Below are 21,368 nucleotides of genomic sequence, written 5' to 3' on the forward strand. Positions count from 1 at the left end.
TAAAATGTAAAATAACCAAATCTAAAACAATTGTATTAAAAACATAAGATAACTAAATCTAAAAATGATTGTATTAAAAATATAAAATAACCAAATCTAAAATGATTGTATTAAAAATGTAAGATAACTAAATCTAAAAATGATTGTATTAAAAATATAAAATAATTAAATATAAAAAATTGCATCAATATAAAATTTAATATGAGGGTGAACTTTATATATTTAGAGTTCACCCTTATAGAAAATATAAAATCTAATTTATTAAATGAATATTTTAAAAAGTCAGTCTATTTAATTTATACTAATATTCTACAGAATTTAATCAATAAAGATTAAAGAGTATTAGAAAGAAAGGGTACTAAATGTTTACTCCATGCTGAAATAAATTTTTCTATTATGATAAAACAGGATTTTGCAATAATTCTAAACAGTAATATAAGTCAATTTTATAAATATTTACATAGCTTTTTTAATTTCTAGTTTTGATTTTAAGACATCTAAAAATTTGTAACAATCTTCTGGATATATTTCTCCCATGTTTGCAACTTGGAAGATATTAGCATCTAAGAATTTGCCCTTTCCAGGATATACTACATAACCATTTTCCCTTTCTAAATCCAATATAAACTCATTTATATCTATTTCTTTAGGCAAAAACACAGAGGTAACCGTATTAGACATATACTTATCTGGAAGTAAAAATGTTAGACCTAGTTCTTCCATTCCATTTCTTAAAATAGCAGAACATTCTCTATATCTTTCTATTTTATTGTCATCTTCTAAAAACTCAGTTAAAGCTTCATTAAGAGCAAATATTAAAGTGACATTAGGTGTATTTGGTGTTTGAGAGGACGATTTTGCAAGTTTGTAGTGTTTATAAAGACTAAGGTACACATTTTTACATTGATTTTCTTTAATATTTTGTAAAATGTTTTCTTTAGCACAAAGATATGCAGAGCCTGGGAATGCACCAAGAGCTTTACCACCAACACCAGTTATTATATCTATATCAAACTCATCCACATCAATATATTCTCCAGCAGAGGCACTTATTGCATCTACAAAGAATATTTTATTATACTTTTTAGCAAGTTTTCCTAGTTCAGGTATTGGATTTATCATTCCTGAGCTAGTTTCATGAAATACTATAGCAATTACTTTTATATCAGGATTTTCAATTATATATTTTTCTAAAATGTCTAAGTCTGGATATTCTGCCCATTCAAAATTGGGCTTGTATGTTTTTACATTATAAGCAGATAATATTTCTTCTAGCCTTTCTCCAAAAACACCATTACTAACTAATAAAGCTGCATCTTCTTTATCGAATATAGAAGACAGTACACATTCATTTACAGATGTCCCAGAGCCAGATACGACTAATGAGTAATAATCAGAAGTTGCATTATATAGTTTATTGATTTTCTGTTGAGTATCCTTGAATAAATCCATAAACTCATCTCCTCTATGGCATATATCATAGTGAAGAAGTGCGTTTCTAACCCTATCTGTAACCATTACTGGTCCAGGACTAAATAGATATGTTTTTTTCATTGTAAATCCTCCTTAAAGTTTAATTTAAAATTTGTGATGACTGTTTATGTGTAAATATTATGATATTATGTGTTATTTTAACTAGATTATAGAATAAAATAGTAAATATTGCAATAATATTTTAATTAAAATACTTTTAAAATCATTTAAATTAAAAAAAACAAAAAATATCGTAATAAATATTGTATAAATCCACAGAATGATATAAAATATAAATAACTTGAATAGATTTTATATTCAAAAAATAAAGAAGAATTAATTAATTCTGAAAATAAAGGGGGACGTTTAAAGTGAAATATGTATTAGCAATTGACCAAGGAACAACAGGAACAAGAGCAGTATTAATAAATGAAAAATCAGAGTTTGTTTTTAGTGATTATATGGAACATACTCAAATATATCCGCAATCTGGATACGTCGAACATGACCCTATAGAAATTTGGAATAATACAAAAACTGTAAGTAATAATGTATTACAACAAGCTTTTGAAAGTGGAATTAATGAAAGTGATATAAAAGGAATTGGTATAGATAATCAAGGTGAAACAGTAATGCTATGGGATAAAAATACAGGGATGCCACTTTACAATGCTATTGTATGGCAGTGCAGGAGAACTTACGATTATGTGGAAAATTTAAAGAGGGTGCCAGGTCTAGAAAATAAAATAATAGATAAGACTGGATTAATTATAGACCCGTATTTCTCAGGTACAAAAATTAAATGGGTAATAGATAATGTAAAAGGTGTAAAGGAAAAAATAAAAAATGGAGAAGTGCTTGCAGGAACATTAGATAGTTGGTTAATTTGGAAAATGACAGGAGGAAAATCCTTTTTAACAGATGTATCCACAGCAGCAAGAACGATGCTTTTTAATATAAGAGATATGGATTGGGATAGAGAGTTACTTGATATTATAGGAATACCTAGAAGTATTTTAGCAGATATAATGCCTACTAGTGGTGATTTTGGAACTACAGATAAAGAGGCATTTTGTGGTGTTTCTATAAAAATCACTGCCTCAATGGTTGACCAACCAGCAGCCTTGTTTGGTAATGGATGTTTTGAACCAGGGATGGTCAAAAATACTTATGGTACAGGTTGTTTCTTATATATGAACATAGGTGAGGAGCTAAATATAGCAGGTAATGGTATATTGACAACTGTTGCTTGGAAGATAGGAGATAAAGTTACTTATGCTTATGATGGAGGTGTGTATATAGCAGGTGCTGCAATACAATGGCTTAGAGATGGAATTGGAGTTATAAAAAATTATTCGGAAACTGATGATATGGCAAACTCCATATCAAGTACTGGTGGTGTGTATTTTGTACCAGCATTTGCAGGGATAGCAGCACCTTATTGGGACCAATATGCTAGAGGTACAATGGTTGGGATAACCGGAAGTACTAAAAAAGAGCATATAGTAAGGGCAACTCTTGAATCTGTTGCACTTCAAGTTAAAGATGTTGTTGATTCTATGAATTTAGCTTCAGGTAAAGATATAAAAATGTTGAGAGTGGATGGTGGAATTACTAAAAATAACTTTACAATGCAGTTTCAAGCTGACATATTAGATATACCAATTGAAATTGCAGAAAATCCTGAAACAACAGTGCTTGGGGTAGGGTATATGGCAGGTCTTTCTTGTGGTGTTTGGAATAGTATTGATGAAATTAGAAGTGAATTTACAGTAAGTAAAAAATATATCCCAAATATGACTAATCAAAAAAGAGAAGAGATACTAATTGGATGGAATCAAGCAGTAAAAAGAGCTATGAATTGGGAAAACGATACCAAAAAAATGTGTGCTAATTAAAGTACAATAGAGAATTTTACATATACAGGAGGAAATAAATATGCCCTTTGATAAAATTATATTATACATAATGGCTGTGGGTGTGCTTTTAGGAGCATTAGATAGGATAATTGGGAATAAGTTTGGGCTTGGAGAGCAGTTTGAAGAAGGATTTAATTCAATGGGGCCATTAGCATTAGGAATGGTTGGTATAGTTTGTTTAGCTCCAGTCATTTCAGATGTGTTAGGACCTGTGATAATACCAATCTTCAACCTTTGTGGAGCAGACCCATCTATGTTTGCTACTATTTTAGCCAATGATATGGGAGGGTATCCATTAGCCATGGAACTTGCACATAATAAAGAGGCAGGAATGCTTGCAGGATTAGTTGTGTCGTCCATGCTTGGGTGTACATTGGTATTTTCAATACCAGTAGGATTAGGGCTTATAGAATATGAAGATAGACCATTTTTTGCAAAAGGCTTACTGATAGGATTGATAACTATACCTTTTGGAGGTATTGTAGGAGGCTTAATAGCAGGATTTAACTTATCAATGGTAATTATAAATATGATACCAGTGATAATATTGGCAGTAATATTAGCAGTAGGATTAAAATTGAATTCTACACTTATGATAAATGGGTCATTAATTTTTGGGAAATTTATATCCATATTAATAACAATAGGATTGGGAGCCGCTGCATTTCAAGAAATAACAGGAATAGTGCTTATAAAAGGAATGACACCAATAAGAGAAGGAATTCAAGTAATTGGAAGTATTGCAATAGTATTATTAGGTACTTTTCCAATATTGCATTTGCTAGTTAAAGTTCTTAATAAACCACTTACAATGGTGGGAGGTAAATTAGGTATGGATGCGACCAGTGCAGCAGGGTTAGTATTTACTTTAGCTAATAGTATTCCAGTATATAAAATGATGAAGGATATGAGACCAAAGGGAAAAGTAGTAAATACTGCATGGTTGGTTTGTGCTACAGCAGCTCTAGGAGACCATTTAGGATTTACAGCAGGAGTAGTGCCAGAGATGATTACGCCTGTTGTAATTGGAAAGTTGGTTGGTGGAGTATTGGCAATTGCACTTGCTATGGTCATGACAAAAGACTTAACTTTAGAAGAAGAACAAAGTGTTAGAGTTAAGAAAGATGTTGTATGAAATGAGTAGTACTTAAACAGAATTTAAGTTACTTTAAATTAAAAAATCAAATGACTAAGAATATAATTAAATAGTTCAAAATAATAAAGTAGCATAAAACATTGAAGTAATTGAGAGTATTAAACTAATCTCAAAATAGTAACATAATAAAAAATATAAAGTATTATTTAGATATAAATGGAGCTAAATAAATAATTATTTGGCTCCTTAAGTTTAATTTATTATGCCAAGGAATTAAAAACCAATCATACAAACTAATTATCTGCTATGACTAAAGGTATTCCTCTCTGAGAAAATTCTATTATTATATCATGGTCTATATTAGAGGATGTAATAATAGTATCTATATGTTCTATAGGAGCTACTGATGCAAATGAATTTATACCAAACTTAGGAGGTTCAACAACCACTATAGATTTTCTAGACCTTTCAATCATTTTTTTTCGAACAAGTGCTTCTTCCAAATGATAGTCAGAAATACCATTTTCAAGAGTGATACCTCCAGCACCTAAAATAGCCTTATCAACATTAAATTGTTCAATAGCTGATAGTGTGAGTGGGCCAGAAAAAGAACCTTCAGTTTCTCTAAGATAACCACCAAGTACATATACTTTTATATTAGTATTCATAAGTTCATTTGCCACTAAAATTGAGTTGGTTATTACAGTTAAATTTTTTTTGTCTTTTAAATTTTTTGAAACTTCAAGAACAGTAGTTCCAGTATCCATAAAAATAGTATCATTTGTATTTATAAACTCACTGCATTTGATTGCAATTTGTTTTTTATCATTTGAGTTTATTTTTTTTCTTTTAACATAGTTGAGTTCTACACTACTTGCTATAACTGGTATAGCACCACCATAGACTCTTTTTAAAAGTCCAATACTCTCCATATGGGCTAAATCTCTTCGTGCTGTCTCTATTGATATGTCAAACATTTGAACTATGTCATTTATTTTAATTATATTATCTGATTCGAGAATACTTAAAATTTTCTCGTATCTTTCCTGTGGTAACATAGAATATCCTCCTTGGATTAATATTATTTTAGCTTTGAGCATAACTTATGATTAAGTCAGGATTTATGTATATTTGTTAATGTATGTATATTTATCAAATAATATTATAAGTATTATGCAAGATAATTTTACCATATTTGAAACTTACATTTAAGCAAAAAAGTAAAAATAGATATTTAATAATTCAAAATAACTTAAATTTTATAAAATAATTGACTAAAATATAATTTTATTATATAATTTACTAGTAAAGACAATCTGGAGAAGTACTCAAGTGGCTCAAGAGGATCCCCTGCTAAGGGATTAGGCTGGGTAACCGGTGCGAGGGTTCGAATCCCTCCTTCTCCGCCAATTATTAAAGGCTATTCTTGTTAAAGGTAGTCTTTTTGTAGTGTCTTTAATAAAAGTAATTTACTAAGCAGAACTAAAGAAAGGAGGGAATAGATGACAACTTTAATTTTTTTCATAGTGGGAATAGCATCTTTAGTGGTTGCTTTCGTTATTGATGGAGGACATATTGGAGCACTATTTGTGTTTTCATCAGCACTTGTTGTCTTTGGTGGGACTATAGGAGCTGTTGGAGCTTCAACGCCATTTCCCGTGTTTAAAAAATCTATAAAGATAATGTTGTTAGCTTTTAAAAATAAAAAACCTAACAACATAGAAAATATAATCTATTTTAAAGAAATTGCAATAAAAGCTAGAAAAGAGGGGCTTCTAAGCATTGATAAGGAAATAAATGACAATAATGATTTAGACCCTTTTATTAAAAAAGGGCTTGAACTTATGGTAGATGGAGTTGATGCAGCTACTATAAGAAATATCTTGGAATCACAGATACAGATAACATCAAAACGACATAAAGAGGGTATATCAATATTTGATTCAGCAGGGGGATTTGCACCTACACTGGGGATAATAGGTACCGTTATGGGATTAGTACATATTTTAGGTAATCTTTCGAGTAATCCAGATGCACTGGGTCCTCAAATATCCGTTGCATTTTTAGCTACATTATATGGTGTTGGTTCTGCCAATTTAATATGGATACCAGTAGCATCAAAACTTAAAGCTATAAACCAACAAGAAATAAATGAAAGACTTTTGGTGATAGAAGCAATATTATCTATACTTGAGGGGGATAATTCTAATTTAATGACAGAAAAATTAAAAATATTTTTAAATTCAAAAGAATTAATCGAACTTGAAGGAACAGATAGTAGAGCTGAATAATATAAAAGGATGGAATATTTATGTTACATGATGAAGATGAAAAAGAAGAAAACAATGAGCGATGGCTTTTAACTTATTCAGACCTCATAACACTACTTATGATTTTCTTTGTCATAATGTATTCTATGAGTAATGTTGATGCAGAGAAATATAAACAATTATCTGAATCTCTAAATTCTGCATTTGGTGATTCTTCTGGGGTTATTGAAGGTGGTAAGAGCCAAATGGAGCCAGTAGTTGAACCAGGAAGTAATAATTTAGATAGTTTACAAAATGCTGAGTTCAAAAAAGTTGGTGAGGAAATTCAGAAGTATTTAAATGAAAATGGTATGGCGAATTCAGTATCATTAAAAGCTCAGGATAGAGGATTAGTAATAAGTCTTAAAGATACCATACTATTTGATACTGGAAAAGCAGTTGTAAAGAATAATTCTAGAGATAAAATTATTCAAATAGGTAAGATGTTAAATGAAATGAATAGTTACATAAGGGTAGAAGGTCATACAGACAACATGTTTATAAAAAATTCTGAGTTTAAGTCAAATTGGGATTTATCAGTTATGAGAGCAACCAATGTTGTTCAACTTCTTATTGACAATGCAGGTATAGCACCAGATAAATTATCTGCTGTAGGATATGGCGAATTTAGACCAATAGCAGAAAATTCATCTCAAGATGGTATGTCAAAAAATAGACGAGTTGATATAGTCTTAGTTGATAGTAAATATGATAATGTAGAAAATGTTGGTGAAAATAAATAGTTAAACAAACTATCTCAAGGCAGAATTATTTCTAAAAAGAGATAGTTTTTTTATGTAAAAATTAAAAATAGATGAACAGTAAGTTACCTTTTTGGAAGAATATATGGTATCTTAAATATATAATGTTTAAACGATAAAAAACTCAATTTTAAAATTTTTATAGAGGGTGAGGAAACAAATGAGTAATAAGAATAAAAACACGAAGTATAAAGATAAAACAAGAGAAAGGTATAATAAAAAAGTTGATACTTTAAATAAAGAGAAGCTAAAGGAAACTAACAAAAAATCTAAAAATGTAGATAAGGTTGATGATATTATTAATAAATCTAGTATTGTATTATGTATTCTTTTAGTAATATTTTCTTTACTTTATTTGTTTAAGTTAGTTCAACTTAATGTAATAATGACGCTTTTAGTGATTACAGTGGCTATTCAACAAGGTTTGGTATCGTTTGGAGCATTTAGAAATAAAAATTATGCAAAAGCCCTATTTTCAGTATTTGTAATTATATGCTTCTTAATTGCTTTTAAATATGTTGTTAATCCTGTTTAAATATATCAATAAACGTTCTATAATTAATATAAATAGTGAAGTTGTAGTTTTAATGCTATTATAATTTTATAAATTTGAAGGAGTAGATTTTATGAATAGGTGTAAGTTTGCAAAATTAATTATCACATCAATGATTGTTTTATTACTTACAGGGTGTAGTTTGAAAAAGGAAGATAATTATAAGCTGGACCCAGAGAATCCAACATCAATAGAAATTTGGCATTATTATAATGGACAGCAAAAAATAGCTTTTGACAAGCTTGTTAAGGAATTCAATGACACTGTAGGTGCTGAAAAAGGAATTATTGTTGAAGCGTTTAGTCAAGGTAATGTTGTTGATTTATCAGAAAAGGTTTTAGATTCTGCAAATAAAAAGGTTGGTTCTGAAGATGTACCAAATATATTTGCGGCATATTCAGATACTGCTTATGAAATGGATAAATTAGGATTACTAGTGGATATGGACAAGTATATAAGCAAAGATGAACTAAATGAGTATATAGATGAATATGTAGAAGAGGGCAGAATAAATTCTAATGAGGAGTTTAAACTTTTTCCAATTGCAAAATCTACTGAGATTTTGATGATAAATAAGACTGATTGGGATAAATTTGCCAAAGCTACAAATTCAAATATCAATGATATACAAACAATAGAGGGATTAACAGAAATATCAAAAAAATATTATGAATGGACAGATAGTTTAACAAAAGAGCCTAATGATGGTAAAGCGTTTTTTGGAAGAGATGCTTTAGCAAATTATATTATTATAGGAAGTAAGCAATTAGGAGTAGAACTTTTTTCTGTTAAAGATGGAAAAGTTACATTAAATATTGATGAAAAAGTTATGAGAAAATTATGGGATAATTTTTATGTACCATATATAAATGGATATTTTGCATCTTATGGTAAATTTCGTTCTGATGATGCAAAAACAGGAGATATATTAGCTCTTGTGGGTTCTAGTTCAGGAGCAGCATACTTCCCAGATAGAGTAGTGTCAAATGACAACGAGAGTTATAAGATTGAAACATCTGTTTTTGAAGCTCCTCGTTTTAAAGGAAAAGAAAAGTATGCTGTACAACAAGGTGCAGGAATGGCTGTAACAAAATCCACTAAAGAAGAAGAATATGCATCAGTAGAATTTTTAAAATGGTTTACAGATAAAGAACCTAATATAAAATTTTCTATTGCTTCTGGATACTTGCCAGTAAAGAAAAAAACAAATGATTTAGATGTTATAAAAGAAGTTATGAAGAAAGACGATTTAAATGTATTAAATAAAGTTGAAGAATCAATAGTTTCATCTATTGCACAAATTAAAAGCTGTAATTTATATACTAATAAAGCATTCGATGGTGGAACTAAAGCTAGACAAATTCTTGAATATTCGATGCTTGATAAGGCTAAAGAAGATTTAAATAAAATAAATGAATTAATAAAAAATGGAACTTCTAAAAAGGATGCAGTAGCACAATTTAATAATGACAAGAATTTTGAAACTTGGTTTAATGATTTTAAGACTGAGCTTGAAAATGCTACAAAAGAGTAGATGAATTGGCGGTTAGTGTGTCAACATGCACAAAGGTATAGGTGGAATTAAGTATGGAAAACAATCTAAGAAAAAATAATTCAATAATGAAAAAGATGATATTTCCCCTAATTATTGTTATGCTAATTCAAACAAGTTTATTTTGTGCCACAATTTTATGGGGAGGAACTATTAAGAAGTTAAATGACAACTCATTTGATATTTTAAATGAAAGAGTAATTAATCGCAAAAATTATATACAAAATGAGATGTTGCAAAGATGGTCAAAGACAAGTGAAACGGAAGCCGCAATTAATTCATCTGTAAAAAAGGTTTTGGATGAAAATAATGTTTCAATCAAAGATGTAGGTGAGAATGAAGAAATTAACAAGGAGATTATAAAAAATATATCGAGTAATTTGATATATCTTTTAAGAAAAAATTCTGTTACAGGCTCTTTTGTAATATTAAGTAATAAAAACATTGAAGATGATTCCATGAGTAAAGGTGAAATAAGCAAGACGGGACTGTATATAAGAGATTTAGACCCTAAATTTAGTCCAAATGATAATTCTGATTTGTTAATTGAGAGAGGTTCATCAGATATAGCAAGAGACTTTGGAATATCTATGGATAGTTATTGGGCTCCAAAATTTTCATTTAAAAGTGAAAACAAGCGAAAAGGAGATAATTTTTTTTACAAACCATTTAGAGCGGCAATTGATAATCCAAATGTATCAAGTTCTAATTTAGGATATTGGGGAAGTAAGTTTCTATTAACAAATGCAGGCGATAAGGTTATGACATATTCAGTTCCTCTTATTTATGAGGATGGAACTGTATATGGAGTACTTGGAATAGATTTAAGTATAAACTATTTAAGTGAATTACTACCATATGCAGAGATAAATGGAAACAAAAAAGGTAATTATATTTTAGGTGTGGACAGAAATGATGATATGGCATTTGAAAATGTAGTTTCAAATGGATATTCACTAAAAGAAAAATTTTGGGATGGTTTACATTCTAATTTAGAACAGAAAGAATCTTATAAGAATGTATATAAGATTAAAAATGAAGATAATGATTATAGTAGTGGGAATATTTATGCTAGTGTGCAATATCTAGATTTATATAATTCCAATACTCCATTTGAAAATGAGCGTTGGGCTCTTTTGGGGATTATTGAAGAAAAAAGCCTTTTATCTTTTTCAAAAAGAGTGGAGCGTTTGGTTATAGTATCTATAGCAATTTCTTTAGTAATAGGACTTATAGGTATTTATATAGCATCAAGACTGTTTACAAAACCAATTGTTCTTCTAGCCAAAAAGGTTAGAAATAGTAATCCATCAAAACCAGTAAATCTTGATAAAATAAATATATCTGAAATAGATGAATTATCTTCAGCTATAGAGCTACTTAGTGCAAATGTTGCAGATTCTTCTTCAAAATTATCACAGATTATAGAGATGGTAGATATGCCTATTGGAGCTTTCGAATTGTACAAAAATACAGATAATGTTTTTTGTACAAAAGGATTTTTTAATGTATTTATTACAGAAAAGGGATTCCGAGAATATGGTTATATGCAAAAAGATAAGTTCCTTAAAAAAATGAAAAAGCTAGATAAATATTTACAAAAAGGTTATGAAACAGAAAATACATATATATATAAATTTGAATCTGAAGATAAGAGGTCTAAGTGGGTAAGATTAAACCTTGTTGAAGATGAGCTAAAGGTTCTCGGTGTTGTTGTTGATGTCACAAAAGAGTTCGTTGAGAAAAGAAAAATAGAGTACGAAAGAGATTTTGATATTTTAACTAATCTTTTAAATAGGAGAGCATTTTACTCACAGATACAAGAGAAATTCAAAAACAAAGATGAGCTTAAGGTAGCAGCATTTGTTATGTGGGATTTAGATAATTTAAAATATATCAATGATACATATGGACATGATACTGGAGATGAATACATTAGATGTGCAGCAGGAATACTTAAAAAGTTTATATCATGGAATGGTATAGTTTCTAGGCTTTCAGGTGATGAATTTTATGTATTTATATATGGATATGAAAGTAAAGAGAGTATAAGAGCTATTATTAATTCTGTTAAGATACAGATGAGTAATACATTACTAAAACTTCATGATGGAACAGAATTTAAAATAAGAGCATCAGCAGGAATTTCTTGGTATCCTTACGATTCAAGTAGCTATGATGAATTAATGAGATATGCAGATTTTGCTATGTATCAAATTAAAAACACAATCAAGGGTGAAGTCAGTGAGTTTGATATCAATATATATAATAAGGATTCATTCTTATTGAGTAACAGAGAAGAGTTAAATAAATTGATTGATGGTCAACTTGTTGAGTATGCATTTCAAGCTATTGTAGACTGTGAAGGAAAAGTTTTTGCATATGAGGCACTCATGAGACCTAAAATAAAAACTTTCAGTTCTCCAGTGGATGTTATTAGATTGGCTCGTTCACAATCTAAACTGTATCAAATTGAGCGTATTACTTGGTTTAAAGCACTTAAATCATTTAAAAAATACAGAGAGAAGTTTGGAGATTGTAAATTGTTTTTAAATTCTATTCCAAATAATAACCTATCAAAAGTGGATTTTGAAGAAATTGAGGATTTATATGGTAATTATTTGAATAGAGTTGTATTAGAAATAACAGAAAATGATAAAATTAATGAAGATTTTATTGAGAAAAAGAAATCTTATATAAACCATTGGAATATAGAGATTGCTTTGGATGATTTTGGAACAGGCTACAATGGAGATGCTGTACTATTATATATAATGCCAAATTACGTAAAGATTGATATGTCTATTGTAAGAGGTATTGATAAAGATGAAGACAGACAGAAAATATTAAAAAATCTTATTTCATACTCTAATGAAAGAAATATTAAAGTAATAGCAGAAGGTGTAGAAACTAAAAGTGAGATGGAAACATTAATTAATCTTGGAATAGATTATATGCAGGGATATTATATTAGTAAACCATCATTTATCCCTGAAGATATAAGTGATAAAATTAAAAAAGAGCTCAAGATGTGTCATGAAAATAGGAATGATGTGATTTAATAGAGGAAAAATTACATGTATTTTTATGAACTTTTGGTTTATAATTAAAAAGAAAATAATATAATTATAAATTAGGGTGGTGGAGCTAATAATCACAACAAATATAGATATAAGAAAGTTAAATGAAAATCAATTAGAAGCAGTTGAACATATAGATGGGCCTTGCATGATACTTGCAGGGCCTGGTTCAGGTAAGACTAGAGTAATTACATATAGAATAGCCAATATGGTAGTAAATAAAAATATAGCACCAACAAGAATCCTAGCAATAAGTTTTACCAAAGCATCTTCAATAGAAATGAAAAATAGAGCTTTAAGTTTAAGTGATGATATAAGGCTTAACAAAGTAACCTATGGAACTTTTCACTCTGTATTTTTTAAAATTCTAAGGTATTTTGAAAGGTATAATCTAGATAGTATATTTGATGAAAAATCAAAGCGAATAACAATCAAGGCAATACTAAAAAGTTTAAATATAGAGAATGCTGATGATGATGAGAATATAGGACAAGTTATAAATGAAATTTCTTATGTAAAAAATGAACTTATGGATAAGAATGAATTTAGTTCAGAGATACTGACAAAAGATGAGTTTTTGAAGGTATATAATTTATATGAAGAGCAAAAATCTAAAGTTAATAAAATTGACTTTGATGACATGCTTATAAAGACTTACTATTTACTCTTAAATAATAAGTCTGCATTAGAGATGGTTAGAAATGTATATAAATATATATTGATAGATGAATTTCAGGATATAAATAAAGTACAGTTTGAAGTTTTAAAGTTAATTTCTAATCCATTAAATAACATATTTGCTGTTGGAGATGAGGACCAGAGTATATATGGTTTTAGAGGAGCAAGACCAGACTTTTTACTTGAATTTGAAAGATATTTCAATAATACTAAAAAAATAATATTAGACGTAAATTATAGGTCTAAAAGTGAGATAGTACATATTGCAAATAGACTTATAGAAAAAAATAAAAATAGATATGAGAAAATTATTAAATGTAGTCAAGGCACTGGAGGAAGTGTGAGTTACATTTGTCCACATGATTCAGAAGAGGAAGCTTTATATATTGCCAAGGAAATAATTGACGAAATAAAAAAAGATTATGTAGAGTATTCTGATTTTGCAGTGATTTATAGAACTAATATACAGTCAAGAGCATTAGTAGATGTATTTATGGATATGAGGATTCCATTTGTAGTGAAAGACTCAGTAATTACAATATATGACCATTGGGCAAGTCAAGATATACTAGCATATTTAAGAATAGGTATTAATCCAAAGTCAAGTAAAGATTGGTTAAGAATCATAAATAAGCCATTTAGATATATATCTAAGGATAATGTAAATATGGTTAAGGATGAAAAAGATTTTATAACTGCACTAATAAATAAATGTAATCTCCATCCTAAACAAGTCAAAACCATAACTGATTTGGAAATAGACCTAAGTTATTTAAACACTTTAAATCCTAAAAATGCAATATCTTATATTAGAACCAGTCTTGATTATGATAGATATGTATTAGATTATTGTAGTAACAGAAAAATAAAGACTAATGGTCTTGTAGAGATATTAAATGAACTTGAGAGTTCGGCTACAAATTTTAATACTGTGACAGAGTTTTTAGAGCATATTGATAGAGTAAAGACTGAGTTAATGGAAAACAATAAGAATAAGCAGACTGATGGTGTCATATTTACAACTATGCATAGTGCAAAAGGATTAGAATTTAGAAATGTTTATATCATAGGTGTAAATGAAGGAACAATACCTCATGAAAAGTCATATGATATTTGTAAGGAAGAGAAAAAAGAAGAACAGTTAGAAGAAGAAAGGCGACTTATGTATGTTGCTATTACAAGAGCTGAAGAGAAATTGTGTATAAGTTCTACTTTAAATAAATATGGTAAAAAAGTTGATAAATCATTGTTTATTGACGATATAAAATCTCCAACCAAAAAAGAAATTGATAGTATTGGTGTAGGTGATAAAGTGCACCATAAAAAATTTCATGAAGGAGAAATAATTAAAAAAGATGGAATTATGTTTACAATAAAGTTTAAAGATAGGGAGCGAATTTTAGACCTGAAAACTTGCTTATTGAAGAATATAATTTATATTATTTAATTTAGAAGCCAAACTTAGATAGATAGAAAATGTATTATTTATATAGGTAAGAAAGAATTATATTATTTATGTATGATATTTAAGGCAAAGATATAGATAAAAAATATATTATTAAAAAAATAGCTCAAAATATGAAAAATGTTATTTATTAATATCTAAAGAATATAAATAAATCTAAAAGATGCTATTTATGATTATCTAAAGAGTAGAGCTAAATATACATCGTAGTGTTTAAATAATTTACAAATAAAATTATTAAAAAAATAAAAAACTTATTGACAAAAATATTATAAGGAAGTACAATTGTATTAACAATTTAAGGAAACAAATCCAGTGATAGAGAAAGTAGCATATATGGATTTACAGCGAGTTAGGGGTTGGTGTAAGCCTAGCAATGAAGTCTATGTGAAGAGAGCTCTGGAGGAGATTATCAGAAGTTTTAGTATGATAATTGGTTTGCCCGCCTTAAGGGATTGAGAGGATAAGTACTTACTTATCAAAAAGAGTGGTAACGCGGATATAATTCGTCTCTTAGCTGTAAAGCTAAGGGACTTTTTTGATTTAAAAATCAAAATATCCACATAGCTTACAAGCTAACATTCACAAATTTTGAAAGTTGTAAAAGTATTTATCAATAAGAGTGGTAACGCGGTAAAGTCGTCTCTTAGTCATTAAAGACTGAGGGACTTTTTTTGTAACTTGAAACATTAAAGTATTAAAATCTGAGGGAAATTATAATTAAAAGAGAGGGGTAATTAAAATGAAAGCATTTAAAAAATTATTAAGTTTAGGATTAGTATTAGGATTAACATTATCACTAGTAGGATGTAGTGGTGGAGAAGAAAAAACAAAATTAGAACAAATAAAAGAGAATGGAAAATTGGTTGTAGGTACTAGTGCAGAATTCCCACCATTTGAATTCCATAAAGTAGTAGATGGTAAAGATTCAATAAAAGGATTCGATATGATGTTGGCTGAAGAATTTGCAAAAGAGCTTGGTGTAAAGGTTGAAATTAAAGATATGTCGTTTGATGGATTAATAGGTGCTTTAAATGCAGACCAAGTTGATATAGTTCTTGCAGGTATGTCTCCAACACCAGAAAGAGAAAAGAGTGTTGATTTCTCAGAATTATATTATTTAAGTAGAAATGCAGTTATAGTTAAAGATGCAGATATAGACAAAGTAAAAAGTGAAGATGATTTAAAGAAACTTAGAGTTGGAGTACAAGCGGGAAGTATCCAAGAAGAATATGTGGTTAACACTCTAAAAATGACAACTACAAAATCTTTAAAAGCAATACCTGATTTAATTACAGAATTAAAAAATGGAAACATAGATGCAGTTGTTACTAATGAAGCAGTTTCTTTAATAAATGTTAAAAAATATGATGGAATCAAAATGGCAAATACTGAAGTTGGTAAAGATGTAACAGAAGGTATGGCAGCAGCAATCAAAAAAGCTGATAATAACAAAGACTTTATAGAATTATTAAATAAAAAGATAAAAGAATTACAAGATGGTAAAAAAATAGACGAATTTTTAAATGAAGCATCTACTGAAGCTGCTTCAAATTAGTAAGAAAGTTATGTGGGAGATGAAATTATGAGTTTAGATTTTAGTTTTTTAAGTAGATTTGGAACTTCTTTTCTGGAAGGAACAGGTGTGACAGTAGGAATTTCTCTTGTGGCATTATGCTTTGGATTTATAATAGGTATAATCATCTGTATGGCAAAAATATCAAAGAGTAAAGTATTAAGAGCAATATCATCAATCTATATTGAGATTTTAAGAGGGACACCATTATTAGTACAGATATATATAGTATGGTTTGGATTACCTCAATTAGGAATAAGATTCCCTATGTTATTTGGTATACCAAGTGAATTTGTAGCTAGTGCATTTGCATTATCAGTAAACTCTGGAGCGTATGTGGCAGAGATACTTAGATCAGGTATACAATCAGTTGATAATGGACAAATGGAAGCAAGTAGATCATTAGGATTAAATTACTGGTCAACTATGAGATATATAATAATACCTCAGGCTATAAAGAATATACTACCTTCATTAGCAAATGAGTTTATTACACTTGTAAAAGAATCTTCAATAATATCTGTAATAGGAGTTGTTGAAATAATGCGTACTGCTGATATAGTAAAAAATGCAGCGTTTAAAGCATTAGAGCCATTAATAGTAGCAGCAGCAATTTACTTTGTTATAACATTTACTCTATCAAGATTAGTTGGATTATTAGAAAAGAAACTATCTGTGTCTAACTAGATGAGAGCATGTTTAGCATTTAGGGAAAACATAGAATAGTAAAAAGGAAAGTGATAATATGATTACAATAAAAAATTTAAGTAAATCTTTTGGAGATTTAAATGTATTAAAAAATATAGACTTAGAAATCGCTAAAGGTGAAATAATGGTTATAGTAGGTCCTAGTGGTTCTGGTAAAAGTACACTTCTTAGATGTATGAATTTACTAGAAATACCTACAGGTGGAGAGATAATATTTGAAGGAAAAAATTTGGTTGATAAAAAAACTAATATTGATGAAATTAGACAAAATATAGGTATGGTGTTTCAAAACTTTAATTTATTCCCACATAAGACTATTTTAGATAATATAACATTGGCACCAATTAAATTAAAAAAGATGACAAAAGAAGAAGCAGAAAAAAAAGCAGAAGTTTTGTTAAGTAGAGTTGGTCTTTTAGACAAAAAAGATTCCTATCCATCACAATTATCTGGAGGACAAAAGCAGAGAATAGCAATAGCTAGAGCCCTTGCTATGGAACCAGATATGATGTTATTTGATGAACCAACATCGGCTCTTGACCCAGAAATGGTAAACGAGGTTTTGGATGTTATAAAAGAGCTTGCCAAAGAAGGGATGACAATGGCGATTGTAACCCATGAAATGGGATTTGCAAAGGAAGTTGCAGATAGAGTTATTTTTATAGATGGAGGAAGTGTACTAGAAGATAATACTCCAGAAGAAGTTTTTGGAAATCCAAAACATGAAAGAACTAAATCATTCTTAGCAAAAGTGTTATAATATATAAAAAAGGATGTTATTGATATTAGAAACTCAATACATCCTTTTTTTATGATTATTAATATAAGTTTAAAATAAAATTAATATTAATCTCATTTTGCTAAATTTTAGCAGAAAAAAAGAGCTCGGGGTAAGCTCTTTTTTTCCACCGAATCAATTTCCGTTATCAATCCGATTTTTAATAAATATAAAATATATCCTTATGAAAGGGTATTGGGAATAGATATATTAACTAACTAGGGTTACCAGGGGGATAACCTTAATTTATTATAACAAAATGCGACACAAAAATCAATATTTTTTTTGATATAAATTATAAAAGTTATTTTTATAACAAGTAAGCTTATAAAAATAACTTTTATAGTAAAAATAAGCATATGTATAATATAATATATTTATTTTATATAATATATTATTTTATCATATATTGTATTTTATAACGTATTTTTGTAGGATATAGTATAAGTATATTATATTTTACTATAAAATTTTATAATAAAGTGAAAAAACTAATTTTTTATGAAAGAATATTTTGTAAATTTAAGATTGTCTTTTTAATAAAGATTAACAAAAAAAATACTATAATTAGTGGTATAATAGTTAGAGTTGAAGATTTTAAATAAAGGTAGGTGTAATTAAGTTGGAAATATACTTAGACAATAGCGCAACTACAAAACCTTATCAAGAAGTTATAGATAAAATGGTTTATGCACTTAGTACGGATTATGGAAATCCTTCTTCTGTTCATAGAAAAGGTGTAGAAGTTGAAAAAGGAATAAAAGAAGTAAGAAAAGTTATAGCGAAATCTCTAGGAGCGAAAGAAAAGGAGATTTATTTTACATCAGGTGGTACAGAATGTAATAATACTATAATAAGAGGAATTGCAAATCTAAATAAAAAGCGAAAAAATCATATAATATCTACTAATATAGAACATCCTTCTGTTTTAAATACATTGAAAGATTTAGAAGAAGATGGTTTTGAAGTAACTTACTTAGAGGTCGGAGAAGATGGAAAGATAAATATAGAAGATTTAAAGAATGCAATAAAGTTAACTACATGTTTAGTAAGTATGATGCATGTTAACAATGAAATAGGAACTATACAGCCAATAGATGAAGTCGGAAAGTATTTGAAATCTTTAAAAGAAAAGATATATTTTCATGTAGATGCTATTCAGTCATATGGGAAAATCAATTTTAGACCATCTAAATACAATATAGATTTTATGAGTGTTAGTGCACATAAATTTCATGGTCCAAAAGGAATTGGATTTATGTATATAAAAGAAAATAATCGTCTTAAACCCATGCTAACAGGTGGAGGACAAGAGATTGGTATTAGGTCTGGAACAGAAAATGTACCTGGGATATATGGGCTTGGAGAAGCTGTCAGAATACTAAATAAAGATTTAGATGCAGTTATTTTAAAAGTAAATAACTTAAAACATACATTTAAAAATAAAATAATTGATAATATAGAAGATATAAAAGTTAATTCTCCAGAAGATGGTGTATGTCATATATTAAATATATCATTTAGAGGGACAAAAGGAGAGGTGTTACTTCATTACTTAGAGCAAAAAGGTATTTATGTATCAACTGGTTCTGCATGTTCGTCTAAGAAGAAGGGTAGCCATGTTTTAAATGCCATAGGTCTTACAAATGAAGAAATAAATGGGACAATAAGATTTAGCTTATCTGATATGAATACAGAAGAAGAAATATCAGAAGCGGTAGAAGTATTGAAAGAATCAATTTGCGACTTAAGGTCAATAATGAAAAGGAAGTAAAGAATACAGTATAAATAATGATAATAAATTAGTTTAAGAGGTGAAATAGTGTATAATATATTAATAGTGAAGTATGGCGAAATTGGAGTAAAAGGAAAAAATAGATATATATTTGAAAATAGACTTATAAGGAATATAAGAAATATGTTAAAGCCAATTGGCAAATTTAATGTATATAAAGAATATGGAAGAATATATGTTGATTTAGAAGATTATGATTATGAAGAAGTAATTGAAGAAGTTAGAAAAGTATTTGGAATAGTGGGAGTATGTCCTGGAGTAAGAGCTAAAAAAGATTATGATACATTAAAAGAAATAGCTTTAGAAATGTTAGAAGAAAAAATAGAAGCTGGATATAAAACTTTCAAAGTAGAGTCAAGAAGAGGAGATAAATCTTTTAGATTGACTTCTCAAGAAATGAGTATGGATATAGGTGGATACTTATTATCAAAGGTAGGAGATAAGATTGATGTTGATGTAAGAAATCCAGAAGTTAAAATAAAATGCGAATACAGAGAGTTCCATACCATGGTCTATAGTGATACTATATCTGGATATGGTGGATTACCGCTTGGAACGAATGGTAGAGCAATGTCTCTCTTATCAGGAGGTATAGATAGTCCAGTAGCAACATGGATGGTTGCAAAAAGAGGTATGGAAGTAGAAGCAGTACACTTCCATAGTTATCCATTTACAAGTGAAAGGTCACAGGAAAAAGTTAAGGATTTAGCCAAAATATTAGCAAAGTATTGTGGTAGAGTAAGACTTCATAAAGTTAACATATTAGAAATACAAAAGGCAATCGGTGAGAATTGTAATGAAGAAGAAGCTACTATTCTTTCAAGAAGATTTATGATGAGAATAGCACAGAGGCTTTCTGAAAAAAGACATTGTGATGCTTTAATTACAGGCGAAAGTATTGGTCAGGTTGCATCTCAAACTATACAAGGGCTTACTTGTACTAATGCTGTTGTAGATTTACCAGTATTTAGACCACTTATAGCAATGGATAAATCAGATATAGTTGATATAGCTAAAAAAATAGGAACTTTTGAAACATCTATAATTCCTGAAGAAGATTGTTGTAGCGTATTTTCTCCTAGAAAACCTGTTACTAAGCCTAGGTTAGAAAAGATAGAAAAATCTGAAACAGCACTTGACATTGAAGGATTAGTACAGGATGCGATTGATAAAATAGAGGTTGAAGACATAGAGTTTTAATGTATAAGTGATTAGCCTCTTGGGGGAGGTGTTATATATGATTAATATATTATGTGTTGGTATTGGTGGATTTTTGGGTGCTATATTAAGATATTTAATATCTTTAAGATTTGCAGTAGCTAAGTTTCCATTTGGGACTCTAATTGTCAATGTCATGGGTGGAGTTTTAATTGGTTTTATCATGGAAATGAGTATAAGAACAAATTATATTTCTGATAGTTTGAAATTGTTCTTAGTAACTGGTCTAATGGGAGGTCTTACTACATTTTCTACATTTAGTTTTGAGAATGTAAAGTTTTTTGATAGTGGCAATTATATGTTATTTGGATTAAATATATTCTTAAATTTAACATTAAGTATTTTAGGAGTTTTTGTTGGAAGAACTCTATGTAGACAATTTGTTAATATGTAGTATTTTAAAGTAA

At 28.7% G+C, this 21,368-nt stretch carries 16 protein-coding genes, 1 tRNA gene and 1 other annotated feature; of the genes, 15 read left to right on the forward strand and 2 right to left on the reverse strand.

The genetic code is table 11. The features are described 5' to 3' along the window. Nucleotides 1–456 precede the first annotated feature (456 nt). Complete coding sequence (locus ACTG44_RS04260) at nucleotides 457–1,554, reverse strand: pyridoxal-phosphate-dependent aminotransferase family protein (RefSeq protein ID WP_479918223.1); 1,098 nt, start codon at nucleotides 1,552–1,554, stop codon at nucleotides 457–459. Nucleotides 1,555–1,844: 290 nt separating this feature from the next. Here ACTG44_RS04260 and glpK point away from each other — a divergent pair, with 290 nt between their 5' ends. Both glpK and ACTG44_RS04270 read left to right on the forward strand, forming a co-directional pair. Continuing rightward, nucleotides 1,845–3,371 carry a glycerol kinase GlpK gene (gene glpK, locus ACTG44_RS04265; protein ID WP_021383544.1) on the forward strand — a complete coding sequence of 509 codons (1,527 nt, stop codon included), beginning with the start codon at nucleotides 1,845–1,847 and terminating at the stop codon, nucleotides 3,369–3,371. A 40-nt stretch (nucleotides 3,372–3,411) separates the two neighbouring features. Further along, the gene (locus tag ACTG44_RS04270; protein ID WP_021383547.1) at nucleotides 3,412–4,527 is read left to right on the forward strand and encodes an ethanolamine utilization protein EutH; all 1,116 of its coding nucleotides are present in this window, start codon (nucleotides 3,412–3,414) and stop codon (nucleotides 4,525–4,527) included. A gap of 254 nt (nucleotides 4,528–4,781) precedes the next feature. Here ACTG44_RS04270 and ACTG44_RS04275 read toward each other — a convergent pair whose 3' ends face one another. Beyond that, nucleotides 4,782–5,546, reverse strand: a complete 765-nt coding sequence (locus ACTG44_RS04275; protein ID WP_021383536.1) for a DeoR/GlpR family DNA-binding transcription regulator — start codon at nucleotides 5,544–5,546, stop codon at nucleotides 4,782–4,784. Nucleotides 5,547–5,806: 260 nt separating this feature from the next. On the opposite strand from ACTG44_RS04275, the gene ACTG44_RS04280 reads away from it, so the two are divergent. From ACTG44_RS04280 to crcB, 13 genes are all read left to right on the forward strand, one after another. After that, nucleotides 5,807–5,897: transfer RNA gene (locus tag ACTG44_RS04280), tRNA-Ser, on the forward strand. A 93-nt stretch (nucleotides 5,898–5,990) separates the two neighbouring features. Continuing rightward, complete coding sequence (locus ACTG44_RS04285; protein ID WP_479918224.1) at nucleotides 5,991–6,779, forward strand: motility protein A; 789 nt, start codon at nucleotides 5,991–5,993, stop codon at nucleotides 6,777–6,779. A gap of 20 nt (nucleotides 6,780–6,799) precedes the next feature. Next, nucleotides 6,800–7,540, forward strand: coding sequence for a flagellar motor protein MotB (locus ACTG44_RS04290; protein WP_021383541.1), 741 nt, complete (start codon nucleotides 6,800–6,802; stop codon nucleotides 7,538–7,540). Between the two features lie 178 nt (nucleotides 7,541–7,718). After that, nucleotides 7,719–8,093, forward strand: coding sequence for a hypothetical protein (locus ACTG44_RS04295; RefSeq protein WP_021383549.1), 375 nt, complete (start codon nucleotides 7,719–7,721; stop codon nucleotides 8,091–8,093). A 91-nt stretch (nucleotides 8,094–8,184) separates the two neighbouring features. After that, on the forward strand, nucleotides 8,185–9,645 hold the full coding sequence (locus tag ACTG44_RS04300; RefSeq protein WP_021383537.1) for an extracellular solute-binding protein: 1,461 nt from the start codon (nucleotides 8,185–8,187) through the stop codon (nucleotides 9,643–9,645). A 53-nt stretch (nucleotides 9,646–9,698) separates the two neighbouring features. Further along, nucleotides 9,699–12,725, forward strand: a complete 3,027-nt coding sequence (locus ACTG44_RS04305; protein WP_479921369.1) for an EAL domain-containing protein — start codon at nucleotides 9,699–9,701, stop codon at nucleotides 12,723–12,725. Between the two features lie 76 nt (nucleotides 12,726–12,801). Further along, on the forward strand, nucleotides 12,802–14,868 hold the full coding sequence (locus tag ACTG44_RS04310; RefSeq protein ID WP_069955973.1) for an ATP-dependent helicase: 2,067 nt from the start codon (nucleotides 12,802–12,804) through the stop codon (nucleotides 14,866–14,868). Nucleotides 14,869–15,192: 324 nt separating this feature from the next. Next, nucleotides 15,193–15,403 (forward strand) — a binding site (T-box leader). 225 nt (nucleotides 15,404–15,628) lie between these two features. Next, nucleotides 15,629–16,444 (forward strand): transporter substrate-binding domain-containing protein, encoded by an 816-nt coding sequence (locus tag ACTG44_RS04315; RefSeq protein ID WP_021383550.1) that lies wholly within the window; start codon nucleotides 15,629–15,631, stop codon nucleotides 16,442–16,444. 27 nt (nucleotides 16,445–16,471) lie between these two features. After that, nucleotides 16,472–17,149 (forward strand): amino acid ABC transporter permease, encoded by a 678-nt coding sequence (locus ACTG44_RS04320; protein WP_021383538.1) that lies wholly within the window; start codon nucleotides 16,472–16,474, stop codon nucleotides 17,147–17,149. 58 nt (nucleotides 17,150–17,207) lie between these two features. Beyond that, nucleotides 17,208–17,930, forward strand: coding sequence for an amino acid ABC transporter ATP-binding protein (locus ACTG44_RS04325; protein ID WP_021383543.1), 723 nt, complete (start codon nucleotides 17,208–17,210; stop codon nucleotides 17,928–17,930). 640 nt (nucleotides 17,931–18,570) lie between these two features. Then, on the forward strand, nucleotides 18,571–19,722 hold the full coding sequence (locus ACTG44_RS04330; protein WP_479921370.1) for a cysteine desulfurase family protein: 1,152 nt from the start codon (nucleotides 18,571–18,573) through the stop codon (nucleotides 19,720–19,722). 48 nt (nucleotides 19,723–19,770) lie between these two features. Beyond that, on the forward strand, nucleotides 19,771–20,943 hold the full coding sequence (gene thiI, locus ACTG44_RS04335; RefSeq protein WP_479921371.1) for a tRNA uracil 4-sulfurtransferase ThiI: 1,173 nt from the start codon (nucleotides 19,771–19,773) through the stop codon (nucleotides 20,941–20,943). 37 nt (nucleotides 20,944–20,980) lie between these two features. Beyond that, nucleotides 20,981–21,355, forward strand: coding sequence for a fluoride efflux transporter CrcB (gene crcB / locus ACTG44_RS04340; RefSeq protein ID WP_479918228.1), 375 nt, complete (start codon nucleotides 20,981–20,983; stop codon nucleotides 21,353–21,355). The last annotated feature ends 13 nt before the right edge of the window (nucleotides 21,356–21,368 follow it).

The organism is Clostridioides sp. LIBA-2809, assembly GCF_056688965.1.

Coding starts and splice junctions, on each gene's coding strand:
- ACTG44_RS04285 (WP_479918224.1), top strand. CDS start 5,991: ATGACAACTTTAATTTTTTTCATAGTGGGAATAGCATCTTTAGTGGTT.
- ACTG44_RS04300 (WP_021383537.1), top strand. CDS start 8,185: ATGAATAGGTGTAAGTTTGCAAAATTAATTATCACATCAATGATTGTT.
- ACTG44_RS04260 (WP_479918223.1), bottom strand. CDS start 1,554: ATGAAAAAAACATATCTATTTAGTCCTGGACCAGTAATGGTTACAGAT.
- ACTG44_RS04275 (WP_021383536.1), bottom strand. CDS start 5,546: ATGTTACCACAGGAAAGATACGAGAAAATTTTAAGTATTCTCGAATCA.
- ACTG44_RS04320 (WP_021383538.1), top strand. CDS start 16,472: ATGAGTTTAGATTTTAGTTTTTTAAGTAGATTTGGAACTTCTTTTCTG.
- ACTG44_RS04325 (WP_021383543.1), top strand. CDS start 17,208: ATGATTACAATAAAAAATTTAAGTAAATCTTTTGGAGATTTAAATGTA.
- crcB (WP_479918228.1), top strand. CDS start 20,981: ATGATTAATATATTATGTGTTGGTATTGGTGGATTTTTGGGTGCTATA.
- ACTG44_RS04295 (WP_021383549.1), top strand. CDS start 7,719: ATGAGTAATAAGAATAAAAACACGAAGTATAAAGATAAAACAAGAGAA.
- ACTG44_RS04270 (WP_021383547.1), top strand. CDS start 3,412: ATGCCCTTTGATAAAATTATATTATACATAATGGCTGTGGGTGTGCTT.
- ACTG44_RS04290 (WP_021383541.1), top strand. CDS start 6,800: ATGTTACATGATGAAGATGAAAAAGAAGAAAACAATGAGCGATGGCTT.
- ACTG44_RS04315 (WP_021383550.1), top strand. CDS start 15,629: ATGAAAGCATTTAAAAAATTATTAAGTTTAGGATTAGTATTAGGATTA.
- ACTG44_RS04305 (WP_479921369.1), top strand. CDS start 9,699: ATGGAAAACAATCTAAGAAAAAATAATTCAATAATGAAAAAGATGATA.